The organism is Arthrobacter sp. MYb229 (assembly GCF_002975405.1).
Classification (GTDB): domain Bacteria; phylum Actinomycetota; class Actinomycetes; order Actinomycetales; family Micrococcaceae; genus Glutamicibacter.
Map to the genome: position 1 here is coordinate 190,123 of NZ_PCPS01000002.1, position 13,519 is coordinate 203,641.

Here is a 13,519-nt window from a genome sequence, read left to right on the forward strand (position 1 = left end):
CGGTCGGCATCGGCAATGAGCATTGAAAGATTCTGGTACATGCCATGGCACAGAACATCACCATTGGAACTGCCCCCGACTCCTGGGGCGTCTGGTTTGCCGATGACCCCAAGCAGACACCCTGGCAGCGCTTCCTCGATGAGGTAGCCGAGGCCGGCTACAAAACCATCGAGCTGGGCCCCTACGGGTACCTGCCTACCGACCCGGCCCAGCTGGCCGATGAGCTGGCCGCCCGCGATCTGAACGTCTGCGCCGGCACCGTCTTCACCGCCTTCCACCGCGGCATCGACGGCAGCGCCAGCGCCTGGGAGCAAGCCTGGGAGCCAGCCCGCAAGGTGGCCGAGCTGACCGCCGCCATGGGCGGGGAGCATATTGTGGTGATCCCGGCCATGTGGCGCGATGACGTCACCGGGCAAGCCGTCGAATCCGGCACACTGGACGCCGCGGCCTGGGACTCGCTGGCCAAGGGCCATGACCGGTTGGGCAAGATCCTGCAGGAAGAATTTGGCCTGAAACAGCAGTTCCACTCGCACGCCGACTCGCATGTCTGCGGCCAGAGCGACATCGAGAAGTTCCTTGAGCTCACCGACCCGCAGTTCACCACCCTGTGCCTGGATACCGGGCATGCCGAATACGGTGGAGCTTCCAGCGTGGATCTGATCCGCCGCTTTCCGGAGCGCATCGGCTACCTGCACCTGAAGCAGATCAACCCGGACATCCTGGCCACGGTGCGCGCGCAGGACCTGACCTGGGCCGCGGCCAACCTCGCCGGGGTCATGTGCGAACCGCCTTCGGGCCGGCCTGACCTCAATGAGGTCTTGGCGGAAGTGGAGAAGCTGGGCCGCCCGATCTTCGGCATTGTCGAACAGGACATGTACCCGGTCGCCGACTTCACGGTGCCGCTGCCCATCGCCACCCGCACCCGCGACTACCTGCTCAGCTGCGGCTCGCACACCCGCGTCTAGGCCAGCTTGCCTAACTCAAACCAGGACCACCAAAAAATCTTGAAAGGACTCATCGTGCCAGAAATCCTGCGCGTCGCCGTCGTCGGAGCCGGACGCATGGGCGCCGACCACATCCAGCGCATCCACCACCGCATCTCCGGCGCCGAAGTGGCGGCCGTTGTCGATATTGACACCGACCGGGTCAACGCTGCCATCGCAGACATCCCGGGCGCCAAGGGCTACACCGACCTGCCCGCGGCGCTCGCCGACGGCGAGGTCAACGCCGTACTGCTGGCGACCCCCGGTTTCTTGCACCACGATGCGCTGCTGACGGTGCTTGCTGCCGATATTCCGGTGCTGTGCGAAAAGCCGCTGACCCCGGATGCCGCTTCCTCATGGGAGATTGTCGAGGCGGAGGCCAGACTGGGCCGCAAGCGCATCCAGGTGGGCTTCATGCGCCGCTTTGACGCCGAGTACCGGCAGCTGCGCCAGCTGATCGAGGACGAGAGCCTGGGTGAATTGCTGGTGCTGCACCACCAGCACCGCAACCCATCCACCCCGGAAGGCTTCACCAATGAGATGCTGATCAACGACTCGGTGGTCCACGAGTTCGATGCCATTCGCTACTTCACCGGCGCAGAGATCACCTCGGTGCAGGTGCGCTTGGGCAAAGCCACCCGCAATGCACCCAACGGCCAGCATGACCCACAGCATGTGCTGCTGGAAACTTCTGCCGGAGTGCTCGCCGACGTGGAGATCTACGTCAACGCGAAGTTCGGCTACGAGGTGGCGACCCAGGCATCCTTTGAAGATGGCATCGTGTCCATCGGCAATGACGCCGGACCGTATGTGCGTACCGCCGGGCAGTGGGGCGGCAAGGTCACCCCGGGCTTCGAGGAGCGTTTCGGCGCCGCCTACGACACCGAAATCCAGTCGTGGGTTGACGCCGCGCTGCGTGGGGAATTGGGCGGGCCGAGCGCCTGGGACGGCTACGCCACCGCGGCATGCTGCGAGGCTGGAGTCGAGGCCCAGCGCACCGGCGAAAAGGTGGCAGTCAAGCTGAACAGCAAGCCGGATCTCTACAGCTAGGGGCATCATGAAATACGCACTGGACCCGACCCCGTTCCATTCCACGCACTCGCTGCTCCAGTTCCCGGAACTGGCAGCGGAGCTGGGCTATGACTGCATACAGCTGACCCCGCATGCGGATATGATTCCGTTCTTCACCCACCCCAAGGCCGACGATGACCTGGTCGCGCAACTCGCGGCCCGGTGCAAGGCCGCCGGGGTGGGGATCGCTTCGGTGCTTCCGGTGCTGCGCTGGTCCTCGCCCGAGGAGAATTTGCGCCAGGCCGCGGTGCGCTATTGGAAGCGCGCCATCCAGATCGCCGTGGATTTGGGCGTGAACCAGATGAACACGGAATTCTCCGGACGGCCGGAACGCGCCGAGGAGTCCGAGGCCGCGTTCTACCGTTCCATGGAGGAGCTCGTGCCAATCATTGAGCGCGAGGGCATTAACGTGGCCATTGACCCGCATCCGGATGATTTCGTCGAAGAGGGCTTGGCAGCTTGGCGGGTAATCCGCGGGGTGAATTCGCCGAATCTGTCCTTTGTCTACGTCGCCTCTCATTCCTTCCATATGAAGGATGAACCGCTGGAAATCATGCAGACCGTGGGGGAGAGGCTGCGGGTGGTGCATGTGTCTGACACGATGAACCATCATGCCTCGCACGGGTTGCGCTACATCACCAATCCGCCGGGCAATCCGGTGCGCGTGCACCAGCACCTGAAGCTTGGTGATGGGGACGTGGACTGGGATGGATTCTTCTCCGGTCTCGTGGCCAACGGTTTTGCCGACCGCGAGGAGAGCGTCATGGTCTCCAGCGTATTTGCCGAGAACGAGAACGCCGTCGAGGTCTCCAAATTCCAGTTGGAGCAGATGCGCAGCCGTGTAGCTTCCGCCCAAGCTGCGCGTTCCTAGCAAATCAGGCAACGCCGAGTTGAGTTGCCGGATGACGAAAGCCGAACCCTTGCGGGTTCGGCTTTCGTCATCCGGCCCGGGAGTCATCCTCAGCACAGGACGGCTCGAGAAGAGCTCGCAGAATTCCAGATTGATTTGTGCGTACAGTCTCGGGAACTAGCGGTCGGCAGGGCCGGTGCGGCAAGAAAAACGGCATTTGTCAGGACTTAATAGCCAATAATGCTTGCCCGCTAAACACTGATGACGTATTGTCCTTACATAGGGGCTGTGAAGCCCATCACTTTCAGTTATCGGCAAGGAACCAGAATGATGCGAATTGGTTCCCGCCGAACCGAGTGGAGGAAGCCGGATCGCAGTCGATCCGATGGATGGCCCAAGGCCAGTAATGCTTTCACCCGGGCAATCCAAAGGAGTTCCCATGTCTAGTGCGCAGCAAGCTTCTGCAGAGTCAAGCCTGCCGCCCCTCACCGCGGGGCCTCATGTTAAGCGACTCGGTTTGATCTCCATCATCGCCTGTTTTGGCGGATTGCTTTTCGGATACGACACCGGTGTTGCCAATGGCGCCGAAGGTCCCATGGCAGCGGAACTCGGCCTGAACCTTCTGCAAGTTGGCGTGGTGATCAGCTCACTGGTCTTCGCCGCCGCGTTCGGAGCGCTCATCGGCGGACAAATTGCCGATGTATGGGGTCGGCGCAAGACCATCATCTTGCTGGCAGTCCTGTTCTTTGCCGGAACCTTGCTCGTAGTCTTCTCGCCTGCCGGCCCGGAAGCGGGAACTTTCTCGCCACTGGGTTTTGGTGTTTTGATCGCCGGACGCATCATGCTCGGATTGGCCGTGGGTGGCGCATCCACGGTCGTGCCGATCTACTTGGCCGAATTGGCCCCGTATGAAATTCGCGGATCCATCACCGGTCGCAATGAGCTGGCCATTGTCTCGGGTCAGTTGGCCGCCTTCGTGATGAACGCGATCATTGGAACCGTCCTGGGTGGAACCGTGGATGGCGTCTGGCGCATCATGTTCGCAATTTGCGCACTGCCAGCGCTGGCGTTGTTCTTCGGCATGCTGCGCATGCCTGAATCTCCGCGCTGGCTCGTGGAAAAGCGCCGCTATGCCGAGGCGCTGCGAGTGCTCAAGACAGTGCGTTCGCCTGAGCGTGCACTGGCCGAAGTCCACGAGATCGAGATCGTTGCCGACGAGGAAAAGCGGAACAACAAGCCGGTGGGCATCAAGGCCGTGCTGAAAAACAAGTGGTTGCTGCGCATCGTCGCCATCGGCATCGGCGTTTCCATGACTCAGCAGCTCACCGGCATCAACTCGATCATGTACTACGGAACACGCGTGCTGGAAGAGTCCGGCATGTCAGAGCAGCAGGCAGTCCTGGCGAATATCGCCTTCGGCGTGGTTGCCGTGATTGGCGGCATCATCGCCCTGCGCAATATGGACCGTATGGACCGCCGCAAGACCTTCCTGATCGGCTTGGCGCTGACCACCACCTGCCACCTGCTGGTAGCCATCGCGGGCATGCTGCTGCCGGTCGGCAGCCCTATCCGACCAGTGGTGATCCTGATCTTGGTGGTTGCCTTCGTGATGTCCATGCAGACATTCCTCAACGTGGCTGTCTGGGTGTGGCTGGCTGAAGTCTTCCCGCTGCATATGCGCGGGCTGGGAATTGGCATCTCGGTGTTCTTCGGGTGGGCCACCAACGGTGTGCTGGCGCTGTTCTTCCCCTCTTTGGTCTCCGGTGTCGGAATTACCGGATCATTCTTCATCTTCGCAGGCATCGGTGTGCTGGCGCTGATCTTCGTGGCCACCCAGGTTCCCGAAACCCGCGGACGGTCACTGGAAGCCCTGGAAGAGGACGTCTCCACAGGAGCGATCTACCAAGTCAAGCCGGCGGTCAACGCCTAAGGCGCGACCATTCGCTGAGCTAGTGAGCCCAGCCCCGCCAATTGGCAGGGCTGGGCCCCCTGCTATGCCCGGCGCTGTCCGGTACTGCCGCGCACCACCAGCTGCGGCGCATGGGTGCTGGATGCTCCCGGGGAATTCAGGGCCGCCTGCATGGCGGCCTGGGCCAGGGCTGCGACATCTTGGCGAACGCTGGTCAGATCGGCATGCGCAAGCCTGGCGAATTCGCTGTCGTCATATCCGGCAAGGCAGATCTGCTCGGGAACCTGCAGGCCCGCAAGATCTATCGCTTGCCGGGCGCCGAGCGCCGCGCGGTCATTAAAGGCCAGTACCGCCGTGGCGCGTTCGGCCTGGGGCATTTTCTCCAGATACTCGCGCAGGACCGCAAAAGCGGTCGCCTCGTCAGGACCCGCTGGAAGGATCTGGCCGCTGGCGCTGGCGCTGGCGCGGGCAGCGGATTCGATGAAGGCATCTCGCCGCTGTTTCGCCGAGACGGCGGATCCGCCATCCAGATGCAGCAGCCGAGTGTGGCCGCGCTGCACCAAATGGCTGACGACTTGTTCAACGCCGGCAGCCTCGTCGGTAATGACTGAGGGGATGCCTTTGACCTTGCGCAGCAGGCTGATGACGGGAAGCTGCTTGGACACCTGGACCAGCTGCGCGGCTGGCAGTTCGGGGAACACTCCGATCACCGCTTCGACTCCGGCGTCGATGAGGGTATTGAGCACACGGCGTTCATCTCGGTGTCTGCCGGTGGCGCCCAGAATGATTTCAAATCCGCTCTGGTCCGCCTGCGCGTATAAAGCATCTGCCAGTTCCGCGTGCAGCGGCTCTCCCAGCGCCAGGGCCAGGCCAAGCGTTCTGCTGCGGCTGCTGCGCAGCGACCGTGCACGCGAGTCCGGGCGGTAGCCCAAATCCGCGGCGGCCTGCTTGACCCGGGCCCGGGATTCTCCGCTGGCGCCCTCAGCCTCGCGCAGCACGATCGAGGCCAGTGCTACCGAGACCCCTGAGGCGCGGGCGACGTCGGCCAACGTAGGGCGTTTGGCGGGGCGTGGCGCAGATGCATGCGGCATTGGCGGAACTTTCTTCTAGAACGTTATAGACACCTGCTATCCAGTGTGCCATGATTTTCCTGAACACTTTATCTAGAACGTTCTAGGAGACGCTCCATGGCTTACCAATCCCTGCCAGAAAATTCCGCACGGCCACTGCGCATTGCGGTCATCGGCACCGGGTGGATCGGCGCATTCCACGCCCGCACTGTGGCACAGCACCTGCCAGATGCACAACTGCACGTCGTGGCAGATCCGGCACCAGGCCGCGCCGCCGAACTGGCCGCAGAACTGGGTTGCACGAACTACACCGAAGACATTGCGGACGTGTTTGCCGACGAAACCGTAGACGCTGTGGTCATCGGCGCGCCTTCAAGCTTCCATGCCGGCTTGATCGCCCAGGCCGCCGCGGCGGGAAAGCACATCTTCTGCGAAAAGCCGGCAGCGCACGCGCTGTCAGATCTCGACACCGCCTTGAAAGCAGTGGAGGATTCCGGAGTGCTGCTGCAGATCGGTTTCAACCGGCGCTTCTCCCGCGACTTCGCTGCCGTGGCAGAACAGGTGTATTCCGGTGCAATCGGCACCCCTCAGCTGCTGCGGTCGCTGACCCGCGATCCAGAAGTTGCAGGCGGGTTGCCCAACGCGGCGAAGATCCGCTCGCACGTGATTTTCACCGAAACCCTGATCCACGATTTTGACACCTTGAACTGGTTGAACCCGGGTGCTGAGGTTGTAGAAGTCCATGTCATGGCGGATGCCTTGGTGGCGCCAGAGCACCGGGATTCCGGTTTGCTGGATACCGCCGTGGTGAGCCTGCGCTACTCCAACGGTGCGATCGCTGTGGCCGAGGCGAACTTCTCGGCAAGCTACGGCTACGACGTGCGCGGAGAAGTCTTTGGTTCAAAGGGCATGGTGCAGGCAGGGAATCCAGTGCAGCTGGCAGCGGCCAGCTTTGACAGCGCGGGCGCCCATGCACCAACCGAACGACTGAACATCAAGCTGTTTGCCCAGGCCTACCGCGAGCAGCTCTCGATCTTCGCTCGCAAGATCCGTGGCCTGCGCGATGGTTCGGCCGATGCGGCCCTGGAGGTCCCGACCGGCGCGGACGCACGCGCAGCGCTGCGCGTGGCACTGGCGGCCTTGGAATCCTCGGAAACCGGCCTGCCGGTGAAGCTGGAATCGGCCACCCGGCTTGCGGTGAACGCATGAGTGCGCAGCTGGCGGTCTGCGCCGAAATGGTCTTCCTGGACCTTCCGCTGATCGACCGGGTCAAGCGCCTTGACGAGGCCGGTTTTGAAATTGAACTCTGGGATATCAGAGACAAAGACCTTCCGGCTTTGGCGGCCACCGGTGCCCGCTTCGGCTCCATGACAGGCTACAGCGAAGGGAGCCTCTGCGATCCGGGCAGCGCGCACGAAGTGGTTCGCACCGCCAAGGAATTGATTCCGGCCGCCCGGGAGCTGGGCATCAACCGGCTGGTGGTGCATCCGGCTCAGCTCATTGACGGGCAGGCCGCCACCCCACGTTTTCGGGCTACCGGAGACATGTGGCTCACCGCAGCGCGAACTCTGGAGGAGCTGGGCCGGATCGGGGAAGAGCACCAGGTCACCTTCATGCTGGAGAACTTGAACACGATTCTGGATCACCCGGGCATCCCGCTGGGACGCGCCAAGGACACGATGTCTCTGGTCAAGGCCGTGGGACACCCGAACGTGAAGATGATGCTTGATCTGTACCACGCTCAAATTGGCGAGGGGAACCTCATCGAGCTGGTGCGTTCGGCACTGCCGCATATCGGAGAAATCCAGGTCGCAGACGTTCCCGGGCGTTGCGAGCCGGGCACCGGGGAAATCAACTACCTTGCAATTGCCCAGGCTCTGGCGGATCTGGATTATTCTGGCCCGATCGGCATGGAAGCCTACGCCAGCGCGGATTCCAATGGTGCCATCGCGGCTTTTGCCCAGGCTTTTGAACCGCTGGCCAAACCCGTGGTGGGCTAGGGGATCATGGACCGGGCGATGGATTGAGAGTTAAAGCCCAGCGGCGGCAGCAGGGAAACCTGCTGCCGCCGCTGGGCTTTGCAACCCGGGTGGCTACGTGCCGGCTCCGAAGGGCAGGCGCGGATCCATGCTCTGCGAATCCCAAGTCTGGCGGATCCAGCCATGGTGGGGATCATCGCTGATCAGCCAATCGCGCACGCGTCCCGGGCCGGCCATGACGTTCAGATAGTAAAGGTCATAACCCGGTCCCGCCATGGCTGGACCATGCCAGCCGTAGGGGACCAAGACAACGTCCCCGGTGCGGACTTCGGCATTAACGTCAATGGGGCGTTCATCCGAGGCATAAACGCGCGCATAGCCGATGGGATCGGTGGCCGCTTCGGCGGGCATGCCCTGGGCTAGTTGCGTCTCGAAGTAATAGATTTCCTCGAGGCTGGTCTCGCCTTCCTTCTCCTGATCATGCTTATGCGGTGGATAGGAAGACCAGTTGCCCGCCGGAGTAATGACTTCGCAGACGATGAAACGGTCTGCTTCCAGTGCGGCCGGGGTGCCGAAGTTATGGACTTGGCGGGAGCAGTTTCCTGCTCCGCGCAGCTCCACCGGAATCTCTTCTGCCTTGATCAGGCGGGTTGGGTAGGACTGCTTGGCCGGGGCCAGTGCCACGGCGACCCGGCCCCCCTCGGCTGAGCTGATGGACAGCGCTGTGTTGATGCCGGTGTAGAGGACATCGGCTGGTCCGGCAAAGACTGATTCGCGAGCGCTGAGAACATATTCTTCGCCTGCGATAGCGACGTTGAATGATGCGCCGCTGAGCGGGACGACAATGCGTTCTTCGGCGGTGGCCGCCAGTTCGACTGTTTGACCGGGAGCCAGCTCGGCTACCTTGAGCCCGGTGTGGGCCCAGCCCTCGATGGAAGCGGTCGAGTCATGGGCGCCGAGCGAGATGCTCCAGTCTCCGTTGGCGGCGGAACCTGCAGGGTAAATCCAATCGGTCATCAGTCATTCCTTTCGACGGCGGTGCCAGGTGCCTAGCGTTGCACCAAGGTCATTTCAAAGCTGTAGGCATCAGCGCGATATACGTGGGCACCGGTCTCCACGTTGCGCCCGGTGTCATCCACGGCAGTGCGCTGCATGGTCACCAGGGCCGAACCTGCCGCCGTGTCCAAGGCCTTGGCTTGGATATCGTCGGCGGTGGTCGCCCCGATGCGCTGCTGGGCCAGCCGGAAGTTGACCCCTGCTTCACGCAGAAGCTCGTACAGGCCATGTGCTTGCAGGGACTTTTCATCCAGCTCAACAATGTCGTCGCGAACCCAGTTCTCCATCAGTGCCAGTGGGCTTCCGCTGGCAGAACGCAGCCGGGTGAAGTGGTAAACGGAAACATCCTTGGGCAGTGAGAGAAGTTCCTGGATCTCCGTTGGAGCTGGAATATGTTCAAAGCTGAGCAAGCTGGTAGAAGGCTTCTTTCCGGCGCGCTCAAGGTCATCATTCAGGCTGGATAGTTCAAGGTGCCGCCGGATCTGGCTGGAAACAACCTGCGTTCCCACACCGCGCTTGCGCACCAGAAGGCCGGACTGGACGAGGTCGTCCATGGCCTTGCGAATGGTGGGGCGTGAAAGCCGCAGTCGCTGGGCGAGCTCGATCTCATTTTCCAGTCGAGTGCCCGAGGCCAGCGAACCGTCGCGGATCGCGCCCTCGATGCCTTGCGCTACCTGGTGGTAGAGGGGAATCGGTGAAGATCGGTCGATCTTGATGCTCAGGGGTGTGCTCACAGTTGCTCCTTGCCGGCGACCTTGTCTGGATATGTCGCTTTGACAGGACAAACTCTATATGAAAGTTCATGATTTGGGCATCTCTTGGCTGGATATCTTCGCGATCCATGGATTTTTCGCTGCTTAGCGGTGAAGGCCAAACGCTTGGCCAAGCGTCGCTTTGGACCTGAAATGCGATCGCGACAAGGGAATTTGGACAATATGGTCCGTTTGTCCAATTGTCCTGACAAAAAATCTGTTGGAATTCATTGCCCAAGGCTTCGAGCGGAACATATGGTTTTTGGAACGGTCCAAGACTTGGGACAAGCCGCGGCGGCCGCAGGGAATCACGGCGTGAAGCGCCACAGACAGGAGAAAATCATGAACGAACAGCGCAGCATCGGCGTGGGGCTGATCTCGGTGGGCTGGATGGGCAAGCTGCACGCTCGCGCCTACAGCTCAGTGCCCTATGTCTATCCAGAGTTGGGAATCAAGCCAAGGCTGGTCGCAGCCGCAGATACCGAGCAGTCACGAGTCGACTTCGCGATCTCAGCGCTGGGCTTTGAACGCGGAACGCTGGACTACCACCAGGTGCTCGCAGATCCCGAAGTGGATGTCGTCTCGATTTGCGCACCGAACTTCCTGCACGCCGAAATGGCGATCGCCGCAGCTGAGGCCGGTAAGCACTTCTGGATCGAAAAGCCCGCTGGTCGAAGCCTGGCCGAAACGCAGGCTATCGAGCAAGCCGCCATCCGCAACGGCGTAGTCACCTCCATCGGCTTCAACTACCGCCATGCTCCAGCTATAGAACGAGCGCGCCAGCTGGTGCGCGAGGGCCGGTTGGGATCCATCACCAATGTCCGCGCCAGCTTCCTTGCCGGATATGCGGCAGACCCCCGTGCGGCTCTGTCGTGGCGTTTCAACCGGGAACTTGCCGGCAGCGGCGTGCTCGCTGACCTATTCAGCCATGCAGCAGATCTATGCAGTCATGTTGTTGGCCCCATCCGGAGCATTTCCGCATCAACCAACGTCATGATCCCATCCCGGCCGAAACTGTCCATGGGACAGGGCACGCACTTCGACCTGATCGAAGGCGGCGAGCAAGGTGAAGTCGAGAATGAGGACTACGCCGCCGCGTTGCTGCGTTTCAGCCCAGAAGGCGTGGCGGGCCGCGCGATCGGAACTATTGAGGCATCCCGAGTGGCCGTGGGCCCGCAGTGCGGCTATCGACTCGAAATCTACGGCACGGAAGGTTCGGTCAAGTGGGATTTTGAACGCTTGAATGAACTGGAGGTCGTGCTCGGTCGAGACAATGACGAACAGGGATTCACGACGGTGATTGGCTCGCCAAAACATGGCGAATACTCCCGGTTCCAGCCAGGCCCGGGAAATGCGATGGGCTTTGATGACCTCAAGACCATCGAGGCTAAGAAGTTCCTGCTGGCTGTCTGCGGTGGCGAGAAAGCGAACTCCACCATCGCCGATGCGGTGGCCGCGGCCGCACTGGTGGAAGCGGCCGAAACATCTGCCGCAAGCGGCACATGGCAGGCGCTGGATGAGTCGGTGCGCGCTGCGACTGTGCAATACTGACCGCCATGCCTGACTCGCCGCGCCGCCGCCCCACGATCCGAGACGTCGCCAAGCGGGCCGGGGTCTCCAAATCATTGGTGTCCCTGGTGCTCTCGGATCCGAGCAGGGTCAGTTCGCTGCGGCGTTCGCTGGTCGAGGACTCCATCCGCGAGTTGGGCTATCAGCCCAACCTGGCGGCTCGCTCGCTGGTTGCCGCGAACCGGCATGCCATTGGTGTCGTCCTAGGGGAACTGCATAATCCCTGGGTACTGACCGTCGCGGAAGTGGTTCGCGAACAGTTGCAAGCAGTGGGGTGTGACGTGCTGTTCAGTGCGGCCGCGATCCACGATGGTCTGGGTGTTGGCCCCGCGGAATTGCAGGCCCTGCGCGATTTGCGGGTCAGTGGAATCCTCGTCGTTGGATCAGCCGATGATGCAGCCAGCTTCGAAGCCGCGTTGGGTGAGACTCCCGCTGTATTTGTGGGCAGCGGGCGTCAGGCGCAATCAAATACTGCTGCGGTTTCAGTAGATGATGAGCAGGGCTTTGGCTTGGTGATTGACCACTTGGTTCACTGCGGGAATGAGCGGATCATCCATATCGCCGGTGGCGCTGGGCCGGTTTCGGCGGTGCGCGAAGCTGCCTATCATCGGGCGATGCTGCGCCATGGGTTGCGCCAGCAAGTGCAGGTGGTGGAAGCCGGACCAACGGTTCAGGCCGGCTATGAAGCCGTGGTGCGGTTGCTGGCCTCGGGGGCACGGCCTGAAGCGCTGGCCTGTTTCAATGATCTTTCCGCATTTGGCGCGCTGCAGGCTCTTGATGAGGCTGGCTTGTCTGCGGCGGTGACTGGCTACGACAATATTTCTCTATCGTCGCTGGGGAGAATCTCGTTGACCAGCGTCGACTCGGATTCGCAAGACATCGGTCGCAGCAGCGTGCGGCTGCTTCTCCAGTTGATGCGGAATCCGGACGGAAAATTTGCACGTCAATTGATGATTCCGCCACGGCTTATCGTGCGTTCTTCATCCCTTCCGCGCCGTTGAACCAGGAGGAAGCAGCACCTGGCTTCGCCTGTTGAAGGTCGCAAAGTTCTCGTCTTCACATCCTCATGTCTTTACAAAGTCTTGACGGATCGCTTTTTGTCGCGCAGACTTTAGACATCTTGTGATTCAAGTCACGGAAATCTTGTTAAGGCGGCCCGCTCCAGGGGACTATCGGGGTGCGTCGACGTAGCCCTGAAGGGGAAAACGAATATGGGAAAGCCAACTTGGCGCAAACTCGCAATCACACTCGCCATCATTCCAGCCCTGGGATTGGCGGCTTGCTCATCAACGGGCGGGCGTGCACCAGAACCGGAAAGCAGTGCGGGCGGTGGGGCTGTTGCGGCCACCGATCGCATCAAAGTCGCAGTGATCACCCATGCGGCTCCGGGGGATACCTTCTGGGACATCATCCGCAAGGGTGCCGAAGAAGCTGCGGCCAAGGACAACGTTGACCTGCAGTACTTGAGCGACCCCGATGGCGGGCGCCAATCCCAGCTGATTGAGCAGGCCATTGACCAGGGAGTGGACGGCATTGCCGTAACCCTGGCTAAGCCGGACGCCATGGCCGGAGCGCTGAAAAAGGCCACGGACGCAGGAATTCCCATCGTCAGCCTGAACGCCGGCGAAGACCGCTTTAAGGACATCGGCGCGTTCGCCCACTTCGGGTCCAATGAGCAGCTCGCAGGCCAGGCTGCCGGCGAAAAGCTGAAGGATTCGGGCATCAAGAAGCCGATATGCGTCATCCAGGAACAGGGGCACGTTGGCCTTGAAGCCCGCTGCGCCGGCGTGAAGAAAGTTGTCCCAGGCACCGAAATCCTCTACGTGCAGGGCACTGACATGACCCAGGTCGAGTCAACAGCAACTGCCAAGCTCCAAGCGGACAAGCAAGCCGATGCAATCATCGGGCTGGGCGCGCCATTTACCATGACGCTGATCAAAGCCAAGGCTACGGCCAACTCAAAGGTCGAGGTAGCCTCCTTCGACATGAACTCGCAACTAGTCCAAGAAATCACCAAGGGCAACGTGCTGTTCACCGTTGACCAGCAGCCATGGTTGCAGGGCTACATGGCAGTTGATGCGCTGTGGCAGAACCACCGCGGTGGCTTCACGATCGGCGGTGGACAGGCGACTCTGACCGGCCCGGCCATCGTTGACAAGACCGTGGCCGAAAAGATCACCAGTTTCGCCGAAGAAGGCGTCCGCTAGCAACGATCCTCGGTGCGCGCCGAGCCTGCCGGTAGCGGCGAGCCGGCGCGCAGCCAGGACATGGAGGAAAACT

12 protein-coding genes are annotated in these 13,519 nt (G+C 61.6%); 9 read left to right on the forward strand and 3 right to left on the reverse strand.

Translation table 11 applies throughout. From position 1 onward, the window contains the following. Positions 1-44 precede the first annotated feature (44 nt). From CQ019_RS07425 to CQ019_RS07440, 4 genes are all read left to right on the forward strand, one after another. On the forward strand, positions 45-965 hold the full coding sequence (locus CQ019_RS07425) for a sugar phosphate isomerase/epimerase (RefSeq protein ID WP_105569353.1): 921 nt from the start codon (positions 45-47) through the stop codon (positions 963-965). Positions 966-1,019: 54 nt separating this feature from the next. Further along, complete coding sequence (locus CQ019_RS07430; protein ID WP_105569354.1) at positions 1,020-2,033, forward strand: Gfo/Idh/MocA family protein; 1,014 nt, start codon at positions 1,020-1,022, stop codon at positions 2,031-2,033. A gap of 7 nt (positions 2,034-2,040) precedes the next feature. Further along, positions 2,041-2,925: a sugar phosphate isomerase/epimerase gene (locus CQ019_RS07435; RefSeq protein WP_105569355.1), complete on the forward strand. Its 885-nt coding sequence runs from the start codon at positions 2,041-2,043 to the stop codon at positions 2,923-2,925. A gap of 418 nt (positions 2,926-3,343) precedes the next feature. Further along, positions 3,344-4,834, forward strand: a complete 1,491-nt coding sequence (locus CQ019_RS07440) for a sugar porter family MFS transporter (RefSeq protein WP_105554002.1) — start codon at positions 3,344-3,346, stop codon at positions 4,832-4,834. A 62-nt stretch (positions 4,835-4,896) separates the two neighbouring features. Here CQ019_RS07440 and CQ019_RS07445 read toward each other — a convergent pair whose 3' ends face one another. Next, entirely contained in the window at positions 4,897-5,904 is a 1,008-nt protein-coding gene (locus CQ019_RS07445; RefSeq protein ID WP_105569356.1) for a LacI family DNA-binding transcriptional regulator, read from the reverse strand. Positions 5,905-6,000: 96 nt separating this feature from the next. On the opposite strand from CQ019_RS07445, the gene CQ019_RS07450 reads away from it, so the two are divergent. Further along, the gene (locus CQ019_RS07450) at positions 6,001-7,092 is read left to right on the forward strand and encodes a Gfo/Idh/MocA family oxidoreductase (protein WP_105554000.1); all 1,092 of its coding nucleotides are present in this window, start codon (positions 6,001-6,003) and stop codon (positions 7,090-7,092) included. Further along, entirely contained in the window at positions 7,089-7,883 is a 795-nt protein-coding gene (locus CQ019_RS07455; protein WP_105553999.1) for a TIM barrel protein, read from the forward strand. The genes CQ019_RS07450 and CQ019_RS07455 overlap by 4 nt, the downstream gene beginning before the upstream one ends. A gap of 93 nt (positions 7,884-7,976) precedes the next feature. Here the strand turns inward: CQ019_RS07455 and iolB are convergent, their stop codons facing one another. Further along, a complete protein-coding gene (gene iolB / locus CQ019_RS07460) occupies positions 7,977-8,879 on the reverse strand; it encodes a 5-deoxy-glucuronate isomerase (protein ID WP_105569357.1) in 903 nt (300 codons plus the stop codon). A 32-nt stretch (positions 8,880-8,911) separates the two neighbouring features. Next, on the reverse strand, positions 8,912-9,652 hold the full coding sequence (locus CQ019_RS07465; protein ID WP_096282766.1) for a GntR family transcriptional regulator: 741 nt from the start codon (positions 9,650-9,652) through the stop codon (positions 8,912-8,914). A 360-nt stretch (positions 9,653-10,012) separates the two neighbouring features. Between CQ019_RS07465 and CQ019_RS07470 the strand changes: the two genes are divergently transcribed. The 3 genes from CQ019_RS07470 (at position 10,013) to CQ019_RS07480 (ending at position 13,446) form a co-directional block, all read left to right on the forward strand. Beyond that, positions 10,013-11,221, forward strand: a complete 1,209-nt coding sequence (locus CQ019_RS07470; protein WP_105554125.1) for a Gfo/Idh/MocA family protein — start codon at positions 10,013-10,015, stop codon at positions 11,219-11,221. 5 nt (positions 11,222-11,226) lie between these two features. Further along, on the forward strand, positions 11,227-12,240 hold the full coding sequence (locus tag CQ019_RS07475) for a LacI family DNA-binding transcriptional regulator (protein ID WP_105553997.1): 1,014 nt from the start codon (positions 11,227-11,229) through the stop codon (positions 12,238-12,240). Positions 12,241-12,450: 210 nt separating this feature from the next. Further along, positions 12,451-13,446, forward strand: a complete 996-nt coding sequence (locus tag CQ019_RS07480) for a substrate-binding domain-containing protein (protein WP_105553996.1) — start codon at positions 12,451-12,453, stop codon at positions 13,444-13,446. Positions 13,447-13,519: the final 73 nt, after the last annotated feature.

Excerpts from the sequence above, each read along its gene's own strand:
- CQ019_RS07425 (WP_105569353.1), top strand. The coding sequence starts at position 45 with ATGGCACAGAACATCACCATTGGAACTGCCCCCGACTCCTGGGGCGTC.
- CQ019_RS07435 (WP_105569355.1), top strand. The coding sequence starts at position 2,041 with ATGAAATACGCACTGGACCCGACCCCGTTCCATTCCACGCACTCGCTG.
- CQ019_RS07440 (WP_105554002.1), top strand. The coding sequence starts at position 3,344 with ATGTCTAGTGCGCAGCAAGCTTCTGCAGAGTCAAGCCTGCCGCCCCTC.
- CQ019_RS07445 (WP_105569356.1), bottom strand. The coding sequence starts at position 5,904 with ATGCCGCATGCATCTGCGCCACGCCCCGCCAAACGCCCTACGTTGGCC.
- CQ019_RS07450 (WP_105554000.1), top strand. The coding sequence starts at position 6,001 with ATGGCTTACCAATCCCTGCCAGAAAATTCCGCACGGCCACTGCGCATT.
- CQ019_RS07455 (WP_105553999.1), top strand. The coding sequence starts at position 7,089 with ATGAGTGCGCAGCTGGCGGTCTGCGCCGAAATGGTCTTCCTGGACCTT.
- iolB (WP_105569357.1), bottom strand. The coding sequence starts at position 8,879 with ATGACCGATTGGATTTACCCTGCAGGTTCCGCCGCCAACGGAGACTGG.
- CQ019_RS07470 (WP_105554125.1), top strand. The coding sequence starts at position 10,013 with ATGAACGAACAGCGCAGCATCGGCGTGGGGCTGATCTCGGTGGGCTGG.
- CQ019_RS07475 (WP_105553997.1), top strand. The coding sequence starts at position 11,227 with ATGCCTGACTCGCCGCGCCGCCGCCCCACGATCCGAGACGTCGCCAAG.
- CQ019_RS07480 (WP_105553996.1), top strand. The coding sequence starts at position 12,451 with ATGGGAAAGCCAACTTGGCGCAAACTCGCAATCACACTCGCCATCATT.